The 25029-nt window shown below is 69.7% G+C and carries 22 protein-coding genes; 13 read left to right on the top strand and 9 right to left on the bottom strand.

What is annotated here, in order from left to right; all coding sequences use genetic code 11:
- Positions 1 to 1466, bottom strand: a 1466-nt coding sequence (locus ABT297_RS38520) for an MFS transporter (protein WP_350557582.1), incomplete at its 3' end; no start/stop codon positions are given.
- A 246-nt stretch (positions 1467 to 1712) separates the two neighbouring features.
- On the opposite strand from ABT297_RS38520, the gene ABT297_RS38515 reads away from it, so the two are divergent.
- The 5 genes from ABT297_RS38515 to ABT297_RS38495 all read left to right on the top strand — a co-directional run bounded on the left by ABT297_RS38515 (position 1713) and on the right by ABT297_RS38495 (position 7147).
- On the top strand, positions 1713 to 2075 hold the full coding sequence (locus ABT297_RS38515; RefSeq protein ID WP_350557586.1) for a YciI family protein: 363 nt from the start codon (positions 1713 to 1715) through the stop codon (positions 2073 to 2075).
- A complete protein-coding gene (locus ABT297_RS38510; protein WP_350557580.1) occupies positions 2072 to 3295 on the top strand; it encodes an RNA polymerase sigma factor in 1224 nt (407 codons plus the stop codon). The genes ABT297_RS38515 and ABT297_RS38510 overlap by 4 nt, the downstream gene beginning before the upstream one ends.
- A gap of 91 nt (positions 3296 to 3386) precedes the next feature.
- Positions 3387 to 3911 (top strand): thiol peroxidase, encoded by a 525-nt coding sequence (tpx, locus tag ABT297_RS38505; RefSeq protein WP_350557578.1) that lies wholly within the window; start codon positions 3387 to 3389, stop codon positions 3909 to 3911.
- Between the two features lie 270 nt (positions 3912 to 4181).
- Positions 4182 to 6152 (top strand): CRTAC1 family protein, encoded by a 1971-nt coding sequence (locus ABT297_RS38500; RefSeq protein WP_350557584.1) that lies wholly within the window; start codon positions 4182 to 4184, stop codon positions 6150 to 6152.
- A complete protein-coding gene (locus ABT297_RS38495) occupies positions 6149 to 7147 on the top strand; it encodes an enediyne biosynthesis protein (protein WP_350557576.1) in 999 nt (332 codons plus the stop codon). The genes ABT297_RS38500 and ABT297_RS38495 overlap by 4 nt, the downstream gene beginning before the upstream one ends.
- Before the next feature lie 711 nt (positions 7148 to 7858).
- Here ABT297_RS38495 and ABT297_RS38490 read toward each other — a convergent pair.
- The 5 genes from ABT297_RS38490 to ABT297_RS38470 form a co-directional block, all read right to left on the bottom strand.
- Positions 7859 to 8479 (bottom strand): MerR family transcriptional regulator, encoded by a 621-nt coding sequence (locus tag ABT297_RS38490; RefSeq protein WP_350557574.1) that lies wholly within the window; start codon positions 8477 to 8479, stop codon positions 7859 to 7861.
- 307 nt (positions 8480 to 8786) lie between these two features.
- Positions 8787 to 9302 carry a copper resistance protein CopC gene (locus tag ABT297_RS38485; protein WP_350557572.1) on the bottom strand — a complete coding sequence of 172 codons (516 nt, stop codon included), beginning with the start codon at positions 9300 to 9302 and terminating at the stop codon, positions 8787 to 8789.
- A gap of 89 nt (positions 9303 to 9391) precedes the next feature.
- The gene (locus tag ABT297_RS38480; protein ID WP_350557570.1) at positions 9392 to 9958 is read right to left on the bottom strand and encodes a hypothetical protein; all 567 of its coding nucleotides are present in this window, start codon (positions 9956 to 9958) and stop codon (positions 9392 to 9394) included.
- A gap of 155 nt (positions 9959 to 10113) precedes the next feature.
- The gene (locus tag ABT297_RS38475; protein WP_350557568.1) at positions 10114 to 10932 is read right to left on the bottom strand and encodes a helix-turn-helix domain-containing protein; all 819 of its coding nucleotides are present in this window, start codon (positions 10930 to 10932) and stop codon (positions 10114 to 10116) included.
- Positions 10933 to 11184: 252 nt separating this feature from the next.
- Positions 11185 to 11418, bottom strand: coding sequence for a hypothetical protein (locus ABT297_RS38470; protein ID WP_350557566.1), 234 nt, complete (start codon positions 11416 to 11418; stop codon positions 11185 to 11187).
- Positions 11419 to 12043: 625 nt separating this feature from the next.
- On the opposite strand from ABT297_RS38470, the gene ABT297_RS38465 reads away from it, so the two are divergent.
- From ABT297_RS38465 to ABT297_RS38440, 6 genes are read left to right on the top strand one after another with little or no spacing between them, the layout of a single operon-like run.
- Positions 12044 to 13609 (top strand): ABC transporter substrate-binding protein, encoded by a 1566-nt coding sequence (locus ABT297_RS38465; protein ID WP_350557564.1) that lies wholly within the window; start codon positions 12044 to 12046, stop codon positions 13607 to 13609.
- 5 nt (positions 13610 to 13614) lie between these two features.
- On the top strand, positions 13615 to 14574 hold the full coding sequence (locus ABT297_RS38460) for an ABC transporter permease (RefSeq protein ID WP_350557562.1): 960 nt from the start codon (positions 13615 to 13617) through the stop codon (positions 14572 to 14574).
- Positions 14571 to 17084 (top strand): ATP-binding cassette domain-containing protein, encoded by a 2514-nt coding sequence (locus tag ABT297_RS38455; protein ID WP_350557560.1) that lies wholly within the window; start codon positions 14571 to 14573, stop codon positions 17082 to 17084. Before ABT297_RS38460 ends, ABT297_RS38455 begins: the two co-directional genes overlap by 4 nt.
- The gene (locus tag ABT297_RS38450; RefSeq protein WP_350557558.1) at positions 17081 to 17866 is read left to right on the top strand and encodes a class I SAM-dependent methyltransferase; all 786 of its coding nucleotides are present in this window, start codon (positions 17081 to 17083) and stop codon (positions 17864 to 17866) included. The genes ABT297_RS38455 and ABT297_RS38450 overlap by 4 nt, the downstream gene beginning before the upstream one ends.
- Before the next feature lie 26 nt (positions 17867 to 17892).
- Positions 17893 to 19623 carry an ABC transporter ATP-binding protein gene (locus ABT297_RS38445; RefSeq protein WP_350557556.1) on the top strand — a complete coding sequence of 577 codons (1731 nt, stop codon included), beginning with the start codon at positions 17893 to 17895 and terminating at the stop codon, positions 19621 to 19623.
- On the top strand, positions 19620 to 21383 hold the full coding sequence (locus tag ABT297_RS38440) for an ABC transporter ATP-binding protein (RefSeq protein WP_350557554.1): 1764 nt from the start codon (positions 19620 to 19622) through the stop codon (positions 21381 to 21383). The genes ABT297_RS38445 and ABT297_RS38440 overlap by 4 nt, the downstream gene beginning before the upstream one ends.
- Positions 21384 to 21541: 158 nt before the next feature.
- Here ABT297_RS38440 and ABT297_RS38435 read toward each other — a convergent pair whose 3' ends face one another.
- Together ABT297_RS38435 and ABT297_RS38430 are read right to left on the bottom strand one after the other, a co-directional pair.
- A complete protein-coding gene (locus ABT297_RS38435) occupies positions 21542 to 22339 on the bottom strand; it encodes a class I SAM-dependent methyltransferase (protein WP_350557552.1) in 798 nt (265 codons plus the stop codon).
- A gap of 308 nt (positions 22340 to 22647) precedes the next feature.
- Positions 22648 to 22845, bottom strand: coding sequence for a hypothetical protein (locus tag ABT297_RS38430; RefSeq protein ID WP_350557550.1), 198 nt, complete (start codon positions 22843 to 22845; stop codon positions 22648 to 22650).
- Between the two features lie 22 nt (positions 22846 to 22867).
- Here ABT297_RS38430 and ABT297_RS38425 point away from each other — a divergent pair, with 22 nt between their 5' ends.
- A complete protein-coding gene (locus ABT297_RS38425) occupies positions 22868 to 23272 on the top strand; it encodes a hypothetical protein (RefSeq protein ID WP_350557548.1) in 405 nt (134 codons plus the stop codon).
- 272 nt (positions 23273 to 23544) lie between these two features.
- On the opposite strand, the gene ABT297_RS38420 is transcribed toward ABT297_RS38425, so the two are convergent.
- The gene (locus tag ABT297_RS38420; protein WP_350557546.1) at positions 23545 to 24522 is read right to left on the bottom strand and encodes a hypothetical protein; all 978 of its coding nucleotides are present in this window, start codon (positions 24520 to 24522) and stop codon (positions 23545 to 23547) included.
- A 309-nt stretch (positions 24523 to 24831) separates the two neighbouring features.
- Here ABT297_RS38420 and ABT297_RS38415 point away from each other — a divergent pair.
- A partial coding sequence (locus tag ABT297_RS38415; RefSeq protein WP_350557544.1) for a hypothetical protein occupies positions 24832 to 25029 on the top strand: 198 nt, incomplete at its 3' end.

The following is a 25029-nucleotide window of genomic DNA, read 5'->3' as shown; positions in this document are numbered from 1 at the left end:
GGGTCGGCGGCCGGCTGTCCCGCGGCGGGCCGGATGTTCCGCAGCAGGAACAGCACCGCGATGCCGCCGGCCACGAGCAGCGCCGCGGTGACCCGCAGGGCCAGCGCGTAGCCGTTGGCGGTTGCCACATTGTCAGCCACGCCGTCGCCGATCTCGCCGGTGGCGAAGCGCAGTGCGATGGTCGCCGACATCGCGAGGCCGATCGCGCCGCCGATTTGCAGCATGACGTTGAGCACCGCCGAGGCGAGGCTGGAGTCCTGGCTGGTCACATTGTTGAGCGCGGTGTTCGCCGCGACCGCGGTCACGATCCCGTAGAACAGGCCGAACAGCAGCATGCCCGGCAGGATGCCGCTGGCGTAGGAAGTGGTGACGTGCAAGCCGCTGGTGAGCGCCAGGCCGACGGCCGCGCCCAGCAGGCCGACCGTCATCACCGGCTTCGCGCCGAGCTTGGGCACGAAGCCGGCCGCCATACCGACGCCGACCCCGATGGCCAGGCCCAGCGGGAGGTTGGAGAGGCCTCCGCGCATCGGGGAGAAGTGCAGCACCTGCTGCTGGAACAGGGTGATGATGTAGACGTATGTGAAGAAGGCGCAGCCGAGGAAGAGGATGGCGACGTAGCTGACCGCGCGGGTGCGGTCGGCGAAGAACCGCAACGGGATCAGCGGCGCCGCCGAGCGGGACTCGATCAGGACCATCACCGCCAGCAGGAGCACGCCGCCGAGCAGAGGCGCCAGCACCTGGGCCGAGTTCCACGGGTGGGCGACCGCCTGCAGCAGGCCGTACACGACGGCCACCAGGCCGCCGGCGGCGGTGGCAGCGCCGGCGAAGTCGAACCGGTGCCCCTCGCGCTCCATCCGGCTCTCCGAGACCAGCCGCGGCACGATCGCGAGCGCGAACAGCACGATCGGCACGTTGATGTAGAACAACCAGCGCCACGAGGCGAGATCGGTCAGCACACCGGAGAGCACGACGCCCAGCGTGCCGGCCAGCCCGGACAGGCCACCCCAGATGCCGATCGCCTTCATCCGCTCGCCCGGCTCGGTGAACATGATGAACACCAGGCCGAGCGCCGCGGGCACGCCGAGCGCCTCGCCGAAGCCCTGCACGAACCGGCTCGCCACGAGCATCTCCGGCGAGACGGCGCTACCCGAGGTGACCGAGGCGATGCCGAAGATGATCGCGGCGATCATGAAGACCCGGCGCCGGCCGAAGATGTCGGCCAGCCGGCCGCCCAGCAGCAGCAGCCCGGCCGCGATGACCACGTAGGCGTTGACGACCCAGGCCAGGCCCGACGCCGAGAACTCGAGGTCATGTTGGATGCGCGGCAACGCGATGTTCACGATCGTCGCATCGACGACGAACATGAACTGGATCAAGCCCAGTACTGCCAAGGCCCGCCACCGGCGCGGATCCGCCGCGGGTGGCTGGCTGGCCGCGGCCTCCGCCCGCGAGCTCACCGGGTCCATGAGTTTCTCCTCTCATGTAGCGCATGGGATGTCGTCAACAGCACCGAGGGTGTGAAACAACGGGAAGGGGATTGACAATGGCGTCCCGGAAGCTGCCCGAGGCGCCCGTGTCCCGATATGCACCACATGTGCATCTCCTGAGGATTGCTTTTCGCATGCCTTCCACAGGTATGTCGAAACAGAACGGCCGGCTTCGACACATCTGTGGGAGTATCCTTTGAGACCACGGAGGAAACCGTGAAGTACATGATCCTCATCAGCCACAACAAGCAGGCCCGGGACGCTTGGGAGAGCTTCACCGACGCCGAGCGGGCAAAGGGTTACCAGGTCCACGCCGATCTGCACAACGACCTCGTCGAGTCGGGCGAGATGGTCGTGGCGGAGGCGCTGGCCGATCCGGCCCAGGCCAAGCGCATCCTGGTCAGCGACGGCCGCGCCACCACGACCGACGGGCCGTTCCCCGAGGTCAAGGAGCACCTCGCGGGCTTCTACATGGTCGACGTCGACAGCGTCGAGACGGCGATCGAGTACGCCGCACGCATCCCCGAGGCGCGGTACGGTCTGGTCGAGGTGCGTCCTGTGCTCGGCAACAGCGGAACGGATTTGTGAGCGCGACTTCGCACATAGAGGACCTGCTGCGCGAGCACGCGCAGCAGGTCGTCTTTGCTCTCGCCCGGCGGCGCGGTGACCTCGTTGCCTGCGAGGACGCCGTGCAGGAGGCGTTGCTGGCGGCGGCCCTCCAGTGGCCGTCCGACGGCGTGCCGAACAACCCGAAGGGATGGCTGACCACGGTCGCCTCCCGGCGGTGGACGGAACTGTGGCGCAACGACGAGGCACGCCGGCGCCGCGAGCAGGCCGCGGCCCTGATGGAAGTACTGCCGGACGGACCGGTTCCCGGGGCCGACGACACGCTGACGCTGTTCCTGCTGTGCTGCCACCCGTCGCTTTCCCGCCTCTCGCAGGTGGCGCTGACCCTGCGTGCGGTTGGCGGGCTGAGCACCGCCGAGATCGCCCGCGGGTTCCTGGTGCCCGAGGCCACCATCGCCCAGCGGATCAGCCGGGCCAAGCAGCGCCTGCGGGCCGTGGGCGCCGAGTTCCACATGCCTCCGCCGCATGAGCACCGCGAACGGGTGGCCACGGTGCTGGAGGTGCTGTATCTGATCTTCAACGAGGGCTACACGGCCAGCTCCGGCCCGCAGCTCAACCGGGTCGAGCTCACCACCGAGGCGATCCGGCTGGCCCGGCAGCTGCGCGCCCAGTTTCCACAGGACGGCGAGGTGGCCGGGCTGCTGGCCCTGATGCTGCTCACCGACGCTCGACGGCTGGCCCGCACCGGCCCGGACGGCGCGCTGATCGCCCTCGCCGAGCAGGACCGCACGCGCTGGAACAGGGCGGCCATCGCCGAGGGCGTGGACATCATCACCGAGACGCTCGCCGGCTCGCCCATCGGGCCGTATCAGATCCAGGCCGCCATCGCGGCACTGCACGACGAGGCGCCGCGGGCCGAGGAGACCGACTGGCGGCAGATTCTCGCGCTCTACGGCCTCATGGAGACGGTCGCTCCCGGACCGATGGTCACGCTCAACCGGGTCGTCGCCCTCGCCATGGTGGAAGGCCCGCAGGCCGGCCTCGACCGCCTCGCCGCGCTCGAGTCGGGTTCCGGGCTCGCCGGGCACTACCGGGTGCACGCCGTCCGTGCCCATCTGCTCGATCTCGCCGGTGACCAGGCCGCCGCGCGTGACCACTACGAGCAGGCCGCGCGGCTCACGCTCTGCATACCCGAGCAGCGATACCTCGCCGCCCGCGCCGCCCGCGCCGGGCGCTGCTGAGCCGCTTCTGGCGGGCACGCAGGAAGATGCTTCAGCGGCTTCGGCGCGCCCACGATGGGGTGGTCGTTGGCTGACGAGGAAGGATGCTCCGATGACCGCAACCGTCGAACGCTCCGCGGCTGTCACCTTGCGCGGTCGGAAGGTGACCCTGATTGGTCCCGAGCTGCGCGCCGGGGACACCGCCCCGCCGTTCACAGTCCTCGCCCCGGACATGACACCGGTGACCATCGGCGACCTGCCCGGGCGCGTCCGGCTGCTGTCCAGCGTGCCGTCGCTGGACACCGAGGTGTGCGACCTTGAGACCCGCCGGTTCGACGAGGAGGCCGCCCGGCTGGAGGGCCTCAGCGTGCTCACCGTGTCGGTCGACCTTCCGTTCGCGCAGCAGCGCTGGGTGTCGGCCGCGGACGTCAGGAACGTCCGCACCGCGTCGGACCACCGTGACCTCGCCTTCGGCCATGCGTACGGCGTGGCCGTCAAGGACCTGCGCCTGCTCGCCCGCGCGGTCTTCGTCGTGGCCGCCGACAACACCATCAGGCATGTCGAGTACGTCCCCGAGATCGGTGCACACCCTGACTACGACGCGGTGCTCCGCGCGGTCCGGGCCGAGCTCGGCTGAACGTACGGCCTCCGCCGCTTGAGTGTCTAATGTAGACGGTGCCGGTTGCGGTAGGGCCCGACCGGCCTCGGGGTTGGCACAGGTCTTCGCACGAATCGAGAAGACACTGGCCGTCGGCTGCCGCCACGATATCGGAAGTCGAGATAGACGGCACCGTATAGCAGTCGGCACAGTCATGTGCTTATAGGCCGACGGCCAATCGCATTCCCATGTTCCGGTGCCGCGTCTGGGGCGCCGGACGATGGGACGTGCCTCGATCGAGGGGAACCTATGACATCGAAACCAGGCGTACTCCGCCGACTCGCACCAGCCGCGGTCGTCCTGGCCGTGGTTGCCACGTTGTTCACCGTGGCGCAGCTACCGGAGCTGTCCGCGGCGGCACGGGCAACGCTCGCGTCGCAGTTCCAGTTCACGAGCGTGCCCATCGCCTTGCCGCCGAACCTGCCGCAGCGCGCCGTCCGGCAGGTCAACCCGGCGTACGAGCACATCCGCTCGTGGATCTCCTCGGTGGGCGCGGCGGTAGCGATCAACGATCTCGACGGCAAGGGCGTCGCCGATGATCTGTGCATTGTGGACACCAGAAGCGACTCGGTCATCGTCACGCCGGTCCCGGGGACAGCCACGTACGCACCGTTCGTGCTCGCTCCCGCGCCGCTTCCGTACAGCGACACGATGGCGCCGATGGGCTGCGTACCGGGGGACTTCAACCTCGACGGCAAGATGGATCTGCTGGTCTACTACTGGGGGCGTACGCCGGTGTTGTTCCTCAACAACGGCAGTCCGGGCCCCCTGTCGGCGGCGACCTTCACGCCGACCGAGCTGATCCCGCAGGCGCAGACGCCGGATGGGCGCTACCACGGTCCACTGTGGAACACCAACGCGGTGGCGGTCGCGGACTTCGACGGTGATGGCAAGCCCGACGTCGCGGTCTTCAACTACTTCCCGGACAGCGCGATCCTCGACCCGCAGGGCCAGCCGAACGTGCAGATGAACGACTCGATGTCGCACGCGGTGAACGCCGGCGGCGCACACGTCCTGCGCTGGACGTCGGCGACGGCCACCTCGGTCACCTTCGAGGAGCAGCGCGACGCCATTCCCTACCAGTACGCGACGGGGTGGACGCTCGGCGCATCCTCCGCGGACATCGACGGCGACCTGCTGCCGGAGCTCTATGTCGCCAACGACTTCGGCAACGACAGGTTCTTCCACAACATCTCCACTCCCGGCCACATCAAGTTCGCCCTGGACGAGGGCAAGCGCGGGCCGTTCGACCCGAAGTCGCTGGTGCTCGGCCACGACTCGTTCAAGGGCATGAGCATCGACTTCGGCGACCTGATGTCGACGGGCAAGTACGACATGTTCGTCAGCAACATCACGACGAGCTGGGGTCTTGAGGAAAGCAACATGGTCTGGCGCAACACCTCGACCAGCGGGGCCGACGCGCGGGCGAAGATGGTCGCGGGCGAGGCTCCCTTCCGTAACGAGGCCGCGGCGATGAACATGGCCTGGATCGGCTGGGGCTGGGACGCCAAGATGGCCGACTTCGACAACAGCGGCCAGCTGACGGTCGTCCAGGCGGCAGGCTTCGTCAAGGGGACGATCAACCGGTTCAACTGGCTGCAGGAACTGGCGGCCGCCAACGACCTCATGCTGCGCCAGCCGCAGATGTGGCCGAAGGCGGAGCCGGGCGACGATATCGCCGGGTCGCAGCCCATCGGATTCTGGGTCAAGGAACCGGGCGTCGACCGTTTCGTGAACCTCAGCGCCGATCTCGGCCTCACCGACACGACGCCCAGCCGGGGCATCGCGGTCGCGGACGCCGAAGGCAACGGCCGTCAGGACTTCGTCGTTGCGCGCCAGTGGGGTGCCCCGTCGTACTACCGCAACACGGCTTCCATCGGTAATGGCGACTTCCTTGGTCTGCGGCTCTACCGGCCGACCTTGGCCGGGACGTCCGCCACAGAGGATTCGCCGCGTACACCCGCGTACGGTGCCATGGTTCTGGTCACCACCGCGGACGGCAAGAAGCACGTGGCGCAGGTGGACGGCGGTGGTGGGCATTCCGGCAAGCGAAGCTTCGACGTGTTCTTCGGGCTGGGCGCGACGACCAGCAAGCCGGTCGCGGCGCAGCTGTTCTGGCGTGATCTCGACGGTGCGCCGCATGCGCAGAACCTGGACCTGACGGCTGGTTGGCACGACATCATGCTCACGAACGAGGCCAAGGAGGTGGGGGCGCGATGACCCTCAGTACGTCTGGAAAGACGACGTCCGCCCCTGCGACCACCCTGAGTGTTCCGACGGTGACGTGGGAGCGCAAGACGACGGCGGAGCGCCCGCCCCGGGTCGACAAGACCGACCCGCGCTACAAGGCGTTGCGCAACTTCGCGATCTCCATGTCGATCTTCAACATCCTCGGCTACACCGTGCTCGGCTTCGAGCAGCCGTGGGCGTGGCCCTTCCTGGCGGTGCTCACCGGATACACGGCCGAGTTTCTGTTCGAGGCCGTCGCCGCCTGGGCGCAACGGCGCCGGCCCGCCTACTCGGGCAACGGCTCCTGGGGCGTCTACACCTTCCTGCTGCCCACCCACATCACGGCGCTCGCGGCGAACATGTTGCTGTACGCCAACACAGTGTTCTGGCCGATCGCCTTCGCGGTGGTCGTCTCGATCGGCCAGAAGTACCTCCTGCAGGCGCCCATCAAGGGCCGCATGCGCCACTTCATGAACCCGTCGAACTTCGGCATCACCATTACGCTGCTCGCGTTCTCGTGGGTGAACGTCGCGCCGCCCTACCAGTTCACGGAGAACGTACCCGACGCGATACGCGTGATGGTCCCGATCATCATCGTGACGGCCGGTACGGTGCTCAACGCGGTGCTCACCAAGAAGGTGGGCCTCATCATGGGCTGGATGGGCGCCTTCGTCATCCAGGCGGTGCTGCGCTGGGCGATCTGGGATGTGGCGCTCTGGGGCGCGCTCAGCATCATGACCGGTGTCGCTTTCGTCCTCTTCACCAACTACATGGTCACCGACCCGGGCACGACGCCGGCATCGTTCAAGAACCAGTTCATGTTCGGTGCCAGCGTCGGGATCGTGTACGGCGTACTGATGTTGTTCAACGTGGTCTACACGCTGTTCTTCGCGGTCACGATCGTCTGCCTGCTGCGCGGTGCTTACTGGTGGCTGCGGTCGATGGCCGATCGGCGCAGGGCGGGTGCGCTCACAGCCAGCGCGTAGTCACCGGACCGCTCGGGCCGGGGCCGCTGGACACCGGCACCGGCATCGGCGGCGATCTGCGGGACCGGGGCCTCCGCGCGTATCGTCGGCGGCGTAGCCGCAGTCGCCGCGCCGAGGGCGTCACCGTCCACGGCGGCCAGGACCGCCGAAAGGTCCGCTCGTTGGGTACCCGGTGCCGGCCGGTCAGCAGGTTACGGCGGGCGCCGGGACCGCGGGTCCGTGCCGGCCACCGCCGGATCGCCGTCACGCAGCCGTTGCCCGCCACCAACGTCGCGCACGCGGTCAGCACCGGGATCACCGGCAGCGGATGCCGCACCCCCGAAGCCGGCGAGGGTCCGGCATCCGCCGCCGTAACCGCTCCACCAGCGAACTCGGCCTCCCGCAACGCCGGTCGCGCTCGTCCCGCAACTCTTACCTCTGTCCGATCCTCAAAGCGGACCTCGATCCGAAACAACGCCGGGGGCCCTGATCAAAAGCCGACGCTGCCGCTCATCCAGATGCGGAAACAGCACCTCGTAACGGCCATTCCACATTCGATGGAATCAGCCTCCGCCACATTCGTACACCACGGAGAAATGTTCAGCGGCCAGCTCGCGAAATGGTGAAACGTTGCTCCACCGGGGACGTGACGGGAGCGCAATGATGAAGGCGCAGGGCACCGCCGAAATCGAATCGGGTACGGTGCGCCTGGGCCAAGAAGGTTCAGGCGGCTCAGGGTCCCGTCGTCCCGAACTGGAGCAGGACCTGGCGCTCGCGCGCCATGCGCCGGGCCGCCGCGAAGGCCACCTCGAACAGCACGGTCCGCACGACGGCGACCGCCTTGGGGTTGGTCACTCCGGCCGGCAGCTGGATCTCCAACTCGTGGACGGCGAGCCGCTCGGCGGCCTCGGCCATCGGCTCCAGGAAGCTGGCGTTGGCGTCACAGCCGAGCGCGCGCAGCGCGGCCAAGGAGTGGACCAAGGGGTGGCTCGCGGGCAGCGGGTCATCGCACCACCCGAACTCGGCCACGAACCGGCTCGCGTCGCATCGCGCCTGCTCAAGGCTGTCCGGTTCGTCGATCTGCGCCTTCTCGGGGTACACCCGGCGGTTGACGGTCTGGTACAGCTCGGCCATGTCCACGTCATCGTCGTCGATCGCGGCGAGCAGATCGCGCACCGAGGACAGATCGAGTCGCCCGATGCCGGTGAGGGTCCGGATCAGTCGCAGGCGCAGCAGGTGCTCCTCGTCGTATCTGGCCTGGTTACGCGCGGTCGCCTTGCCCGCCGGGAGCAGGTTCTCCCGCAGGTAGTACTTGATGGTTGGTACCGGCACCCCGCTACGTCGACTGAGCACAGAGATTCGCACGTCGCCCCCAAGGACATAGGACCACAGGCCCCACAGCTTGCCACATTGATCAATGTCGGACCATGGGTCGCGGCAGCAGTCCCAAAAAATGTCATGGATGCTTGCTGGGTGCCGTCAAGCCTCGGATAGCGGATAGTTCGGGTGCCCGAAAATTACTTAACGCAATGACCTCACTTACTGTAATTTTGCCCGCTGGTCTCGGCGTTGGCGGCATATGGCTATACAGCGCGCGAAAAGTTCTCCGAGCAACTGGCAATTGTCTACATAGCTCGGGTCGCGTTGTTCAGCAAGGACCTCAACGTCTTTGTTCGCCTCTTTCCCCAACGGGCCAACTGCGGCGGGGACCGCCGACCAGCAGCATCAGGACGGCGCCGATCAGTACCGCGTCGATGCCGAGCAGCACCGCGCTGCTCGGATCGCGGTTGTCGTGCGCGTGCGCGGCGGCTGGCGGCGGTTCCGCCGGGGCGGGGGCGGCCGGGGCGGCGGTGCGGGAGACGGTGAAGTCCTCGATTCCGGAGTACTGCCGGCCGTCGACCAGTTCCACGTGGTAGCCCAGGTGGTAGACGCCCTCGGCGCCGAGCGTCACCGGCAGCACGACCCGCTCGCCGCGCAGCGTCGGCGAGGGCAGGGTCGACGGCACCCCCGGGCCCTGGACGGTGACGTGCATCTGGGCGACCTTCGGCGGGCCGTCGAACGTCAACACCACCTCGGTCGGGCCGGGCGGCACCACAGCGCCCGCCGGTGTCACGCCGACCAGGCGGACGGACGCCCGGGACTCCAGCCAGGACAGCAGCCCGACAGCAAGCGCCACCAGCAGCACCACGGCAGCCGCCGCCCGTTTCCACCGGGGTCGGGCCCCGGTGGAAACGGTACGGCTGGCGACCGGCGGATCGGGTGTGATCATGCGCCCGCGGAGGCCAGCTCGCGCGGCCGGCAGCTGCACGTCATCGCCCGCTGCTCGGCGGAGTTCGGCCGCAGGTGCAAGTACATCGCCACCACCATCGGCAGGAAGACCACCGTGTTGTAGAACAGGTGCAGCTCCACCCGCGGCAGCACCAGCTGGAGAATGCTGGTCGGCACCGGACGGCCCAGCAGGAACTGGCCGCTCTGCGCCTGGATCAGCAGGAGCAGGTGCTCAATGTGGTGCCAGAACTGGATACCGAAGGCGATCATCCACCAGGTGCGCGAGCGGCCGACGAAGCCGCCCCGCAGTATCCACAGCCCGGCCAGCATGATCAGGGCGTACCCGTAGTGCAGCACCTCGGAGGTGACCAGCCACGGGAAGAAGACGCCGAGCACCCCCTTGGACTTCGGCACGGGCCAGCCGAGAACCCAAATCTGATAAGCCTGTGTGAGGTGCTCCGCCCAGTGCGCGAGCACGATCACCATGAAGCCGTTGAGCGCCGCCCGGTGGTACGCGCCGTTGACTGTGCCGAGCAAGCCGTTCGCCGGCTGCCGCAAACCCATTGCCACTGAACCTCCCCAAGAGGGACGCGTGCGTGATCACGCTGTGTCGTGGAGTACGCAGATACGGTTCATGCTGTCGAGAGTGGACGTCGGCGCGCATCCTCCAGATTGCTGTCCGGCAGGTGGCCGCGAGCGCCTCATCCGAGTCCGTACCGTCAGGCGGCCACATCCTCGTTCAGATACGCCGGGCGGTCGCGCTGCTCCGCCTGGTGCGCCATCGCATACGTCCGGACGTCGAGCAGTGCCAGCAGCACCGGGGGGTCCAGCGCGCGCATCGGTCGCAGCACCAGGTCGGCGGCGATGACGGAGTTCCTTCGGACGAGCACCGGGCCGTGACTCGCCGCCGACACGGGCCGGTCGGGGCATGCGCAGTCGGCGGCGGGATGGGTCGCGTGCGGGGCGACCGACTGGGCGAGCAGGTACCAGGTGCCGAGCGGTACCGAGTCGAATCGGACCCGGCCCGGACGGTGGAGCACGGCGCAGCGGACCGGTGGGCCCTCGGGGATCGGCCCGGGGAAGAGACCCGCGAAGATGAGTGCGCCGTCGTGGGGCGCGGCAGTGCGGAGCCCGAAGGAGAGTCGCGCGTTGGACGGGGACCCGGCCCGGGCCCCGGCCCCGGCGTTGACCGGAATCACCGGTGCGTAGCCGGCCCGGCGCCGGTACGTCGTGGGGGACATCCCCACGCTACGGCTGAAGCGGCTGCTGAAGGTGCCGACACTGTTGTAGCCGACCTCGACGCTGATGTCGGCGACATTCATGCCGGTGGAGACGAGCAGGTGCTTGGCCTTCTGCAGGCGCAGGGCCGACAGGAAGCGCCCGGGCGAGACACCGGTGACGCGCTGGAAGAGTCGCGTGAAGTGGAACTTGCTGAACATGGCGGCTCTGGCGAGGTCGTCCACGGTCAAAGGTTCCCCCATACGGTCCCGCATGACCTCGATGGTCCGCAGCACGGCCCGTTCGGCAGCGTCTGACATAGGAAAACACCTCCGGTTACGACAAAGAGACCGCACGCCGTGCGCCCGACGAGTAGGACGCCTTTCTTCCGAATCGTCGACGATCAGGTAGCGATAGTCGAAACGGCGCTCCGGGACAACCCCTGCCGCAATTTACGTATTTGCAGATCGCAATTGCGAACACGAGGGTATCCGAGCAGTGGATCTGCGGCAATACCGAATCTACCAGGCGGCAGTGCTGCGCAACATTGAAGTAGAAAATGGGTACCCGTGCTATTCACTGCCCATGCGGGCATTGGTGTTCACCGTGGTCACCCTGAGGAAGCTGACCCCGTCGAGCCGCAGGGTCAGGTTGGGCAGGCCCTCCACGGCCGGAGCGACGGTGCGGCGGCCGTTGGCGATCCGCATCTCGTGGACGTCCTCCCGCCGTCGCCCCGGCCGGAGATCCGCCAGTGCGCGACCGTCCCAAAACGGTCCAGCACGGTCAGCCAGGAACACATCGGGCATGCCACGGAAATGGTTTCGACAATTACTGCGCGCCGATCACTTCGCATGAGTGCGTCCGGCGCGCGTTGCGCCACACGCGCGAAGTCGGCCGGACTTGAACCGCATTCCTGACCCCGGCGGTCATCACGCAGAACGATTCGGGCCGATGTTCGGCCATCGGCACGGTAAACATTCGCACCTTGCCTTTGGGGATAAGGGTCGACACGCCGGGCTGAGCTGGGGTTGTTTACCGTCTCGTACCCCGGTTGTGATGGTGTGCGCGGGCGCTTGATCCGGAGGCGTGGCCGTCGAGTTGGAGCGGTTGCGTGCGGAGTCGGAATAGAGATTTTTCACGGAAGTGGTAAACGTCGATGGACGAGCGGCGTCCGCGGGGGCCGTGGGCGTGCGGGGGCGGACCTGGCCGATCTGGGCGTGGGAGCGGGCTGCGTCGGCAAGGCGCTGTCGTGAGCTGTCAACAGTCCCGTCCCGGCCTCGCTATGTGCTGTTCAGCCGCTGTGCCCAGTCGATCGCTTTCCAAGTGATCTTGTTCACCGGATGGTTGTCCGTGTGGTCGCAGTGTCAGTAGTTTCGGGCCCGTAATTGCCACAAGGTTGCAAATACCTCTGACCGGCAGCAGGTGAGGGCGATGATGGGGTCCGTTCACAGCGCGAAGCGATGGCGGATGGCGGTGCTGTCCGCGGTGACGGCCCTGCTGGTCACGGGGTGCGGGGGCGGCGGCGAGACCGGTGCGGGTGACGACGCCGCGGTCCCGGCCGGTGGCACGCTGCGGGTGGCACTGGGGCAGCCGGAGGCGGATCTGAACAGCCTCAGCTACAAGACGCACTCGTTCAATGTCCTGGATCAGATCTACGAGCCGCTGGTGCGCTACGGCCCGCAGGGCAAGCTGCTGCCCGGGCTTGCGCAGACCTGGGAGGTCAGCTCGGATGGGCTCACCCTGACCTTCCACCTTCGTCAGGGCGTGACGTTCTCTGACGGCGTGGCGTTCACCGCGCCGGTAGCCAAGACCGACATGCAGCGTTGGATCGGCGACACGCCCTTCCTCGGCATCTCCCGCACCATCGCGGCGGTCGACGCCCCGGACGACGCGACCCTGGTCGTACGGCTGAAAAGCTCGTACTACCCGGCGGTACAGGAACTGACGCTGATGCGCCCGGTGCGATTCCGAAGCCCGAACTCGTTCGACCCGGCGGGCAACTTCGTCAAGCCGATCGGCACGGGGCCCTTCCGTCTGGAGTCCTCGTCGGAGACCGAGATCGTGCTGGTCCGCAACGACACCTACTGGGGCGGCCGGCCCAACCTGGACAAGGTTCTCTTCAAGGTCATGCCGAGCTCGCAGGCTCGGCTCGCGGCGCTGAAGGCCGGCGAGGTCGACCTCATCGGTGGTGAGTACATGGCGCCGCTCGCTCCGGAGGAGACGCTGGACCTGCGTGGGCAGAGCCGGGCGAAGGTGCTGACCGAGCCGTCGTCGACGAACCTGCTGCTGGCGTTCAACACCACGACCGGCGACAGCGCACTGGCCGATCCGCGGGTACGGCAGGCCGTCAACTACGCCCTCGACCGGCGGGCGTACGCGCGGACGCTGTTCCACGACCTCGCCCGTCCGGCGACGCAGGTGTTCCCGGCGAGCATCCCGTACGCTCCGCAGCAGCCGCGTGCGCTGGACCTGGACGCGCGGAAGGCGCGGGACCTGCTGGCCGAGGCGGGCAAGAGCGGGCGCAAACTCCGGCTCATTCTGGATGCCGGCATGTTGCCCCAGGCGCGGGCGCTCAGCGAGGCGATCCAGGCGGACCTCGCCAAGGTCGGCATCGAAGTGCGGATCGACCAGTTGGACACGGCGGCGTACACGGAGGCGGCCTCGAAGCGCCAGTACGACCTGCTGTTCTACCGGACCTACGGGCCGCCGTACGACCCGTTCGCGATGCTGAACGGGAACTTCCGCAGCACCGAGCCGGCATTCCTCTACGCGTCCCCGGCGATCGACGGCCTGATCGATGAGGCGCTTGCCGGTACGACCGACGAAGCCAGGGCCGCCGCCTACGCCAAGGTGTGGGCCGCGCTCAACGACAGTTGGGCGGTGGCGCCGGTGGTCGAGCTGCCTCGGGTGTGGGCCGTCGGCGCGAAGGTCCGCGGGTTCGAGTTGGGGGTCACGGAGTACGACCTGCCGTTGACCAAGGTCGGCGTGGTCAGGTAACCGCGATGGTCCGACGCATGGGCGGCGGCCCGGTAGCGGCCGTCGCCGCACGGCTGGCCGAGATGGCCGCGCTGGTCCTGGCGATCTCGCTGGTCAGCTTCGGCCTGCTGCTGCTCGCCCGCGGGGACGCGGCGACGTCGGTGGTGCGGGAGCAGGGCGGTGCGGTTTCCCAGGCCCGGATCGAGGCCGAGCGGCATCGGCTCGGGCTGGATCTGCCGGCACCGCAGCGGTACGCCGACATGCTGACCCGGGCCGTCCGTGGTGATCTGGGCAACTCAATCCGCAGCGGCCGGCCGGTCAGCGGTGAGATCGCGTCGCGGATCGGGCCCACCGTCACGCTGGCACTGGCCGGCAGTGTGGTCGCCATCGTCGTGGGCCTGTTCGTCGGCCTGGCCGAGGCGGCGGCGCGGGGCTGGTTCGTGCCGGCACTGCTGCGCGGCGGCTCGCTGCTGCTGGTGTCGGTTCCGGGGTTCGCGCTGGCGTTCGGGCTTGTCGCCCAGTTCTCGCTGCGACTCGGCTGGTTCCCGACCCAGGGCACCGACGCTGGTGCGTGGTCCCTGGCGCTGCCTGCTCTGGTCCTCGGCCTGCCCGCCGGCGCGGCGCTCGGGCGGGTGCTCTCCACCCGCCTGCGGGAGGTGTTGGCCGAGCCCTACCTGGTCACCGCCCGCGCCCAGGGGCACTCACGACTCACCTGCCTGCTGCGCTGGGCGCTGCCGAACGCGACGGTCACCTCGCTGGTGGTGGCGGGGAACATCCTCGCCGCGCTGGGCACCGGCACCCTTGTGGTCGAGGAGGTGTTCGGCTGGTCCGGGCTCGGCTCCTACCTCATCGCGGCCCTGCGGTACCGGGACTGGTATCCGCTGAACGCGACCGTCCTGCTGCTGTGCGTTGTGGTGATCGTCGTGCGCGGGGTGAGCCTCAGCCTGGCCACGCTCGTCGATGAGCGTGCCAGGAGTACACCGTGATCCGGCGTGGCTGGGAGGCGGCCCGGCGTGCCCTGACCGCCGTCTGGTGGTCGCTTCCCGCGGCTGTCCTGGCCGCATTCGTGCTGGCCGGAGCGGCCGGCCCGATCCTCACGGCCGGCCGCGAGCGGCAGACGGACCTGAACCGGGCGTTGCTCGCGCCGGGCGCCGGCGCGTGGCTGGGCACCGACCACCTCGGGCGTGACGAATTGGTACGGCTGGTCGCCGGGGCCCGTGGATCGCTGATCGCGGTCGGGGTGGTTCTCGTGGTCTGCCTGGTTCTCGGCGGCGGGCTCGGTGTCGCGGCGGGCTGGTGGGGCGGCCTGTTCGACCGGTTCATGCTGCGCGTGGTGGACGTCGTCACCAGCGTGCCGACGCTGCTCCTCGGGCTCGTCCTCGCCGGCCTGCTCGGCGGCGGCCCGTGGCAGGTGGCCCTCGCGTTGGGTGCCACACTGTGGCCGCCGTACGTGCGGGTGATCCGCACCGAGACCCGGCTGCGGCGAGACGCGCCGAGCAACCAGGCGCTCCTGCTGCTGGGCGCGCGGCCGCCGCGGATCCTGCTCCGGCACGTGCTGCCGGCGCTGGGCGGCCCGGTCACGGTCCTGCTCGGGATCACCGCCGCGGAGGTCATCGTCGGGGTCGCGACCCTGAGCTTCCTGGGGCTCGGTGCCCGCCCGCCCGCACCGGAGTGGGGCTCGATGCTGGTCGAGTCGCGCCCGTACCTCTCGTCGGCGCCGTGGCTGTTCCTGGCGCCGGCGGTCGCCGTCGCCGTCGTCGCCGTGGCGTGCAACCTGCTGGCCGACCGGCTGGGTACCTGGTTCACGCACGGCGTCCGAGCCGGCGCCGTGACCCGCCCGGCAAGGGCGGTGCGGCCCGCCACCCGGCCGACGGTCGCCGACGTCCCGGCCGAGGCCCGGCTCCAGGTGACCGGGCTGTCCGTCGATCTGTACGACGGCGACGGATACACCCGCGTGGTCGACGGCGTGACACTGTCCGTACCGGCGGGCGGAACCCTCGCGATCGTCGGCGCCAGCGGCAGCGGCAAGACCATGACCGCGCTCGCCATGCTTGACCTGTTCCCGGCGCAGGTGTCGGCGCGGGTGACCGGCTCGGTCCGGCTCGCCGGACGGGAGCTTGTCGGGCTTGACGAGCAGGCGCTGCGCCGGGTGCGCGGCCGGACCGTCGCCTACATCCCGCAGGACGTCGGCGGCGCGCTGCATCCGCTGCGCCGGGTAGGCGCCCAGGTCGCCGACGTCGTCGTGTTGCACCGCGGACTTCGTCGGCGCGCCGCCGAGCGCCGCGCACTGGAACTGCTCGCCCTCGTCGGGATCGACGACCCGGCCCGCGTCGCCCGCCAGCGCCCGGGCGCACTGTCCGGCGGGATGCGCCAGCGGGTGCTGCTCGCGGCCGCGCTCGCCGGCGAGCCCCCACTGCTCGTCGCCGACGAGCCGACCAGTTCCCTGGACGCGACCGCCGCCGTCGCGCTCGTCGAGCTGTTCGGCGAGATCCGGAACCGGCTCAACACCAGCCTCGTGATCATCACGCACGAGCTGGGTGTTGCCGCGAGGCTGGCCGACACCCTCGCCGTGTTCGACCAAGGCCGCGTGGTCGAGACCGGCGACACGCACGCGGTGCTGCGCGCGCCGCGGCACCCGGTGACCCGGCGGCTGATCGCCGCCGCCGACCTTCCACCGCCGCGGGCCGACCGGGACACCGGGGACGCCCCGGTCCTGCTCACGGCACGGGACCTGCGCCTCGTCCATCCGGCCCACGCTCGTCGCCCGGCGGTGCCGGCACTGGCCGGGGCCGACCTGACCGTGTACCGCGGCGAGGTGGTCGGCCTGGTCGGCAACTCCGGCTGCGGCAAGTCGACCCTGGCCAGGTCCCTGGCCGGGCTGGAGCCACGGCTGCGGGGGACTGTCGAACTCGACGGACGACCGGTCGACCACCGGCACCAGCGCGTCCACCTGGTATTCCAGGACCCCACCGCAGCCCTGAACCGGCGCCAGAGCATCGGCGGCGCGCTCGCCGAGGCGCTGCACCTGCACGGTGTCCGCGCCAGCGACCTGCCGGCCCGGCGAACGGCGCTGTTGCGGCGGGTCGGTCTCACCGCCGACCACGGCCGGCGCCGGCCGTGGCAACTGTCCGGCGGGGAACGCCAGCGCGCGGTCATCGCCCGTGCCCTGGCCGGCGACCCGGACCTGCTGATCCTCGACGAACCCGTCAGTGCCCTGGACTGCGTGCACCGGGCCGACGTCATCAACCTCCTGCGCAGCCTTCGCGACGACGGCCTGGCCATGGTCGTCATCTCCCACGACCTCGGTGTCGTCGAGCACGTCGCCGACCGCATCGCCGTCATGCACAGCGGCCGGATCGTCGACGAGCTGCGCCCCGGTGCCATGGCGACCACCGCGCGGCACCGGATCAGCCGGGAACTCGTCGCCGCCCGCGACTTCTTCCGCATGGACACCGTCAACCGACCCGTATCCCTACCGAAAGGACCATCGACATGACCGCAGCCGTCGACCCGTGGCAGAAGCTGCTGGCGTCCTGGGACGACCAGCAGACCGGCTACCTGCCCCGCCGCGAGGAACGCTTCGCGATGATGACCCGCACCATCGGTGAGGTGATCGGCGACAGCTTCGCCGCCCTCGACCTCGGCTGCGGGCCGGGCTCGCTGTCACAGCGCATCCTCGCCGCCCATCCCGCCGCCACCGCCATCGCCGTCGACGCCGACCCGCTGCTGATGGAGCTCGGCCGGCATGCCCTGTCCGATTACGCCGACCGGCTGCGTTGGGTCGACGCCGACCTGCGCGATCCGCGCTGGCACGAGAGCCTGGGTGTCGACAGCGTGGACGTCGTCGTATCGACCACCGCATTGCACTGGCTGGAGCCGGGCGTCCTGTTCGCGGTCTACCGCCGGGTGGCGCAACTGCTTCGCCCCGGCGGGATCCTGCTCAACGGCGACAACATGCCGTACGACCCCGGGCAGGCCACCCACGAGCGGCTCGCCGAGGCGGCCAACGACCGCGCCGCGCGGGAGGCGTTCACCGTTGCCGGCGTGCCCGACTGGGAGCGGTGGTGGGCCGAGGCCAGCGGCAACGACCTGCTCGCCTCGGCGGCCCGGGAACGCACGGCCCGGCGCGAGCTGGCCGACCAGGTGTACGGGACCCGAGACGGCGACCGGCTGACCTCGCTGGCCACGCACGTCACCGCCCTGACCGAGGCCGGGTTCCGGGAGATCGGCACGATCTGGCAGAACCTCGACGACCGCGTCCTGCTCGCCGTCCGATGAGCCGGAGGGAGGAGGCACAGGCGAGCGTGAACGTCCGCCTGCTGGCGTGGGCGATGCGGGCCAGGAGGCGGATGGCCGAACTGGTCGCGCTGTCGGTCGCCATCACCGTCACCTACGCGGCCCAGGGCCTGCTCCTCGCGGTGGTCGTGGACGATGTCATCGGCGGCGCCGACCTCGCCGGGGCGATTCCGGGCGCGCTGGGACTCGTGCTCGTCCAGGCGGTCCGGGCGGGGCTGCTGTGGCGGCGGGAGGTGGCCGCGAGCAGCGCCGCCGCCACGGTGAAGGAGTCGGTCCGGGCCGACCTCTACCGGCAACTGCAGCGCCTCGGCCCCGCCGATGTACGCCAGCGGCGCACCGGCGCGATGCAGTCCATCCTCGTCGACGGCGTGGAGGCCCTGGACGCGTACGTGGGCAAGTTCCTGCCCCAGGCGGTCGCCGCCGTCATCGGCGCGGCCGCGATCGCCGGCTTCCTGCTCGCCCTGGACCCGGTCGTCGGCGGCGTCGTCCTGGCCTGCGGCCTGATCGTGCCGCTGGTACCGCAGCTGTCGCAGCGGGTCTTGGCCAGCCGAATGGATCCGTGGATGGCCGCCTACCGTGCCCTCTACGCCGAGAACCTCGACGCCATCCAGGGCATGGCCACGCTGAAGGTGTTCGGCGCGGCTCAGCGGCGCGGCCTGGAACTCACCGCGCGGGCCCAGGACTTCTGCCGCGCCTCCATCCGGCTGTGCGCCGTGACGGTCCTCTACGTCGGCGTGGTCGGGCTCGCCGTCGGCTTCGGCACCGCGTTCGCCGCCGGCCTGGGCGCCGTCCGGCACGCCGAGGCGGCCATCGGAGCGCTCGCCCTGCTGATGATCCTGCTGCTCACCCGGGAGTGCGTCCGTCCCCTGCGCGACCTGCAGAACGCCTTCCACGCCGGCGCCCCGGCGCTGTCCGCCGCGGCCGGCATCTTCGAGATCCTCGACGCGGACCCGCCGGTCAAGAGCCCCGCCACCGCGCGGACGCCCGCCGGTCTGCCCCGAACCCCGCCGGCGGTCACCTTCGAACAGGTCCGCTTCACCTACCCCGGCCGTACCGAACCGGCGGTCCGCGACCTGACCCTGGACATCGCCCCCGGCGAGCACGTGGCCGTGGTCGGCCGCTCCGGCGCGGGCAAGACCACCCTGATCGGCCTGCTGCTGCGCTGGTTCGACCCCCAACAGGGCTCGGTGGGCCTCGGGGGCATACCCGTCACCGACTGGCCCCTGGACGAACTGCGGCACCGCATCGCGGTGGTGTCGCAGGACACGTACCTCTTCCACCGCCCCGTACGCGACAACCTCATCCTGGCCCGTCCGGACGCCACCGACGACGAGGTGTGGCAGGCCCTTGACGCGGCCAATGCCCGCGCGTTCGTGGCCGCGCTGCCCGACGGGCTCAGCACCGTCGTGGGCGAGCGTGGCATGAAACTGTCTGGCGGCGAACGCCAGCGGCTCTCCATCGCCCGCGCGCTACTGGCCGACGCTCCCGTCCTCATTCTCGACGAGGCGACCTCCAGCGTCGACGGGGCCAATGAACGGACGATCGCCGAAGCACTGCGCCGGGCCGCCGCGGGGCGGACCACGCTGACCATCGCCCACCGGCTGTCCACCGTCCGCGCCGCGGACCGCATCGTGGTCCTCGACCAAGGGTCGATCACCGAGATCGGCAGCCACGACGAGCTCATGGCCAGGTCCGGCACCTTCGCCCGGCTGGTCGCCACCCAGGAGTCCATCGCATGAGCCACACCCCGACCACCGCGCCGGCCGGCCACACGACCCGGCTCCTGCCGCTGCTACGGCTGCTGCGCGGCCACCGGCGGATCCTCGCCCTGGCCATGCTCAGCGGCATCGCCACGCACCTCTTCACCATCGCCAGTGCGGTTCTCGGCGCGATCCTCGTCGGCCGCGCGCTGACCGGCGCCGGCCCGGCCGACCTGCGCAGCGGCTTCGCGGTCCTGCTCGCGCTCGTCATCCCGCTGGTCGTCGCGCCTTGGCTGGAGACCCAACTCGCCCACGTGGTGGCGTTCCGTGTCCTGGTCGACCTGCGCGGCCGGGTGTACGACGCATTTGCCCGGATGTCACCCGGCGAGCTGCTCGCCCGCCGCTCCGGCGAACTCGGCTCCACCGCGATCAGCGACGTCGAACTGCTGGAAACCTTCTTCGCGCACACGCTCAGCCCGCTCGTCTCCGCCGCTGTCGTACCCGCCGCGGCCCTGATCGCCCTGGCCTTCGTCGACCCCGCCCTGTCCCTGGCGCTGCTGCCCGTACTGCTGGCTCTCGCCAGCATCCCGATCTGGCTGCGCCGACGGGCGCAATCCCACGGCGACACGGTCCGAGCCGAGGCCGGCGCGCTGAACGCCGAAGCCGTCGACGCACTCCAGGGCCTGCGCGAGATCCTCGCCTTCGGCGCCGCCGAGGCTCAGGCGGAACGGCTGCGGCAGCGTGGCCGCGCGCTTGACGCCGCACGGACCCGGCACAGCCGGCGCGCCGGTGTCGAACTCGCCGTCACCGACGCCCTCGTCACCCTCGGCGTGCTCGTCGCCCTCCTCGTCGGCAGCGCACTCACCGCGTCCGGCCGGCTCCCCGCGGACCTGCTGCCCGCCGCGGTCGTCCTCGCCGCGTTCTCCCTGGCGCCGGTGACCGCCGTCGTCGACGTCGCCCGCGACCTCAGCATCGTCTCGGCCGCGTCGGCCCGCGTCCTCGATCTCCTCGCGGTGGACCAAGCCGTCCCCGAACCCGACCACCCCGCCCGCGTCGAGCACATCGACACCCGGGTCGGTTTCGACCGGGTCAGCTTCCGTTACGCCCCCGCGCTCCCTCAGGCGGTCCAGGACATCAGTTTCACCATCGAGCCCGGCGAGACCGTCGCACTCGTCGGGCACTCCGGAGCAGGCAAGTCCACCTGCGCCCACCTGCTCCTACGGCTCTGGGATGTCGGCGCCGGCGCCATCACCATCGGCGGCCACGACCTGCGAACCATCACCAGCGAGGACCTGCGCCGGCTCATCGCCTACGTCCCCCAGGACGTCCACCTGTTCAACATCTCCATCGCCGACAACCTCCGCCTCGGCCGCCCCGAGGCCACCCAGGCGGAGATCGAGGAAGCCGCCCGGCTCGCCCACGCCCACGGCTTCATCCAGGACCTGCCCGGCGGCTACCACACCGTCGCCGGGGAACTCGGCAACCTGCTCTCCGGAGGGCAGCGGCAACGCCTCGCCATCGCCCGCGCGCTGCTCACCGACGCCCCGATCCTCGTCCTCGACGAGGCCGTCTCCAACCTCGACGCCCAAAGCGAACACGAGCTCACGACCGCGATCCGCGCGACCAGCGCCGAACGCACCACGCTCGTCATCGCCCACCGGCTCTCCACCATCCGCACCGCCGACCGGATCGTCATGCTCGACCACGGCCGTGTCGTCGAGACCGGCCGCCCCGACGAGCTCCTCGCCCGGCCCGGAGCCTTCAGCGAACTGGTCCGTACCCAACTCGCCGTGACCTGATCCACGCGGCGGAACATTGGCCTCTGCCGCCTCACCGATCTCAGTTCTCCGGGGTGAGGCGGTTCACGCGCGCCGAGTCGACTGTGCCGCTGTCACCGATGCCGGGGATGAGGGAGGTATGCGCGGGGTGGCCGGCTGACGTGAGCCTCTCGCGGCACTCACCCGGGTTTGCGGCCGGACCAGATGCCTGTCGTTCGCCGCAGGACGTGGTCGTCGGCGGGAAGCTCCATTACACGGTGGTGGAATTCGCGGCGGCGGTCGTCCGGCAGATCCTCGATGAATGCTCGGTAACCGTGGCTCATCGCCCATCGCCATAGCATCGCGTTGTCCGGGAACGCGACGGCGACCTCGGCGCGGTCGTTGTGGAGGTCCACGAAGCCCGCCTCCTCCAGCAAGTCGGCGGCGTCGACCATGTGACCCATGCTTCCGTTCGGGTGCAGGTAGGCGGCGAACTCCTCGAACAGTGCGTCGAGGCGGCCGCCGAGTGAAGGCGTCTGGATGGTCGGGTTCTTACCGGGGCGGTGGTTGTTGCCCTGACGGGCGCTGCCACCAGTGAACGCGAACCGCCCGCCAGGTGCCAAGACGCGATACGCTTCGGCAACTCCAGCCGCCGGATCGTCGAGGATGTGGATGACGAACGCGGACGCGACGAGGTCGAAGCGGTCCGAAGGAAGGCTCAGGGCTTGAGCGTTCATGACGTGTGTGACTGCTGCGGGATAGTCCGCGGCGAGCCGCTCGATCATCGCCGGTGCCGCGTCGACGGCTGTCACGACACAGCCTCGCTCAAGGGCTGGCGCGGTTAGCGCACCACGTCCAGCACCCAGATCAAGGAATCGGCAACCAGCCGGAGGGTCGAGAACGTCCATGATGGCTGCGCCGTACTCGGCAAAGAATGGCGCTACCTGGTCGTAGTCGGCGGCGACGCGATCGAACAGCTTCCATGCCGAATCTTCCATGGCGACGAATATCACGCTGATCGCACGTCTGCGCAAACTATTTTCCACGCCCATGCCCAGGCAGCCACGTCCTCGCCGCGACGGCGCCCGGCTACCCCCGGCGGTCAGCGCGCGACCAGGGCGGGGTCGTCGCGCGGAACGGCACGGGAGCCGCCGCCCTTGCCGGGCACGGTGACGCGGGCGATGAGGGTGAACGGCACCCGGTCGGGCAGGTTCCGCTTCGGGACGACCGCGGAGAACCTTCTCCACGGCCCGCGGAGTGGACGGCGGATCCGACCCTTCCCCGCGCGGCGAGGAGGAGCTGACGATCAGGAGTTGGATTGTGCGGAGACGGTGAGCTTTTTGGTGAGGTCGGGGTAGCCGACCACGGTGAGCAGGTACGTGTGGGTGGTCGTCTTCATCGACTTGTCGCATGGGAATGCCAGCGTGAGCTCGCCGTTCGCGTCGTACGTGCCGTAGATGCCGGGGCCGTCGACCGACACGGTCACCTTACTCGCACCGGTCACCGACCATTCGATGGTGACATCCTTGCCGGGGCTGCTGTACGGCGCGTCCGAGGTGGCGACCACCGGGCAGGACGGCTTGGTGCGGACCTGGAACTTGGCGATTCGTGGCCCGGTCGAGGACGACGTCGTCGTTGCGCTGGACTGGGTAGCATGTCCGTTTCCGCTGGCGGCGTTGCCGTTGCCGCCGTTGCCGTTTCCGCTGGCGGCGTTGCCGTTTCCGCCGCCGCCGTTTCCGCCGATGCTGCCGTTTCCGCCGATGCCGGCGTCGGTCGAGTCGGACGGGGCCGGTGTGGCCGCTGGAACGGACGTGCCGGTTGTCGCGTTGGTGGAGGTGGGCGTGCAGCCCGCTAACACGATCGTGGCGGCGCAGGCCGCGGCGAGCCAGACGGCGCGCGGTACTGAATGGCTGGTCATGCGTCGACGGTAGGGCCTTGAGTGTTGCGGCGAATCCTGCGTTCGTGCCGTCCGTCGAGGTTCTGCGGGAGTGAGTTGGCCAAATAGCGTTTGAGGGGCTCGCGGTCGGGGGCGGTCGTCGTGCCGTGGTCGCCGGGCTGTCCAGGGTCCGCCGGTCGGCCAGCGCCTTCGCCGGTCGACCAGGCCGTCCAGGCGCCCGAGCCGCGGCGCCGCCGCCCACGCCGTCGTCGGAGCCGTTATCGGTGCGCTGCCGCGTGCTTGACCGCGGCCGCGCCGGGAACGCATTTACACAGGCTTTGTGGCGTTCCGTCCCTTTTCCTTCCACCATGCCGCGTACGTGCCGTCCCATGGGAGAGGGTCTCTTCGTGGACCGTCGGAGCGGTACGTGCGCCGGGTGGGGAAGACCGTGACTCCCATTTCCGCGTCGGACTCCCGGGAAGCGAGCCTCACTTCGTCGAAAGAGTCGTCCACCGAGACGATCGGCCGGCCGCTCATGACGACGTAAATGTGGTCGAAGATGCCGTGCTCGAACGAGTCGAATACGGTGATCGTCAAGAAGCAGGCGCCAAGCGGGTTGGGCGGGTCGGGTTTCTCGCGAGCGTCCGCCCACTCCGCGATGGTGTGACCCGCGCCCCATTCGAACAGGGCTACCTCTCCCGGTCGCAAGAGGCGCTCTCTCCTCGCGGTGGTCGCGTCCACGAACTGGGCCTCCTCATCGAGTCGCACCCGTGCGGTGGTCGTGCCTTCGTTGATCAGTACACCCCGGGTCTGAAACCACATGAGCCCGTGACGCTCTCCATTTCGCGCGAAGAGCCGCGCTGGCGACGCCGCTTCGGCCTGCGCCACGGAACGATGGTCAAGCAGTCGCAGTTCGTTCCCATAGGGCATCCGATCACGCGTCGCATCGATCAGCGGGGGCCATTTCGGCACCTCCAGCAGCGCGACGACGAGGGGAGCCCGCTCGTCCGTCCTGGCGCGTGCCGCTTCCCGGACCGCCGCCGTGGCGGTTTTCAGCACTTCTTGAGCGAGGACGACCTGCTCGTCGCCGGCTTTCGCCTGAGCCGCGTTGATCTCGACCTGTTTCTGCAACTCCGGTAGCTGCTTGGCAGCGGTTCGGGCCGCACCGCGTCCCGAGCGAGCGGCCGAGGCGCCGGCAATCGCCGCGGCGACCGCACCTATCGCCGAGACGATCTGAATCCACCCGGCCAACGTCAAACGGTCAATGCTGGCTGCCAGCGCATCCCAAAAAGCCCGCACGGCCAAGGCCTACCCTTCAAGAGAGTCACCTTTGCGGCCGGGTCCGTGCTGGGCTCGGCCGTTCACCGGTTGATGTGCGACCTGCCCCGCGCGGGAAGTTATAAGCGCTTGATGCCGAGGTGGCGGCCCCAGCTGAGGGTCTTGTCCATCCAGACGAGAGGCACCCGCAGGGTGAAGGTTGCCGGAACGCGTCCGAAGGTCGTCGACGGCCTCGCGGACTGACGATTCCGGGACTCGTTCCAGCCATGCGTCGCGAATCCTGGCCAGTTGGACGGCCAGGTGCGCCGTTGTCATGGGGTGGGCGACGAGGGTCTCGTGGGTGAGGTCGGCGGCGAGGATGACGAGACCGCCGGTGTCGATGGCGCAGATGTGCCGTGGTGCGGCCGGCAGGGCAAGGTCGCCGCGCGCCGCGTCCACCGTCGTTCGGCCTCGTCCGGGGCTGCTCAGGACGGGCCGAGCGCGGCCAGGGCGCGGCGCAGGGCCGTGGCGCGGGCCTGGCCGGTCCGGGCCTTC

This window comes from Dactylosporangium sp. NPDC000555 (assembly GCF_040300025.1).
In the GTDB taxonomy this organism is placed as follows: Bacteria; Actinomycetota; Actinomycetes; order Mycobacteriales; family Micromonosporaceae; genus Dactylosporangium.
Note: the sequence above shows the minus strand (reverse complement) of the source record. Positions and strands in the feature narration are given on the sequence as shown.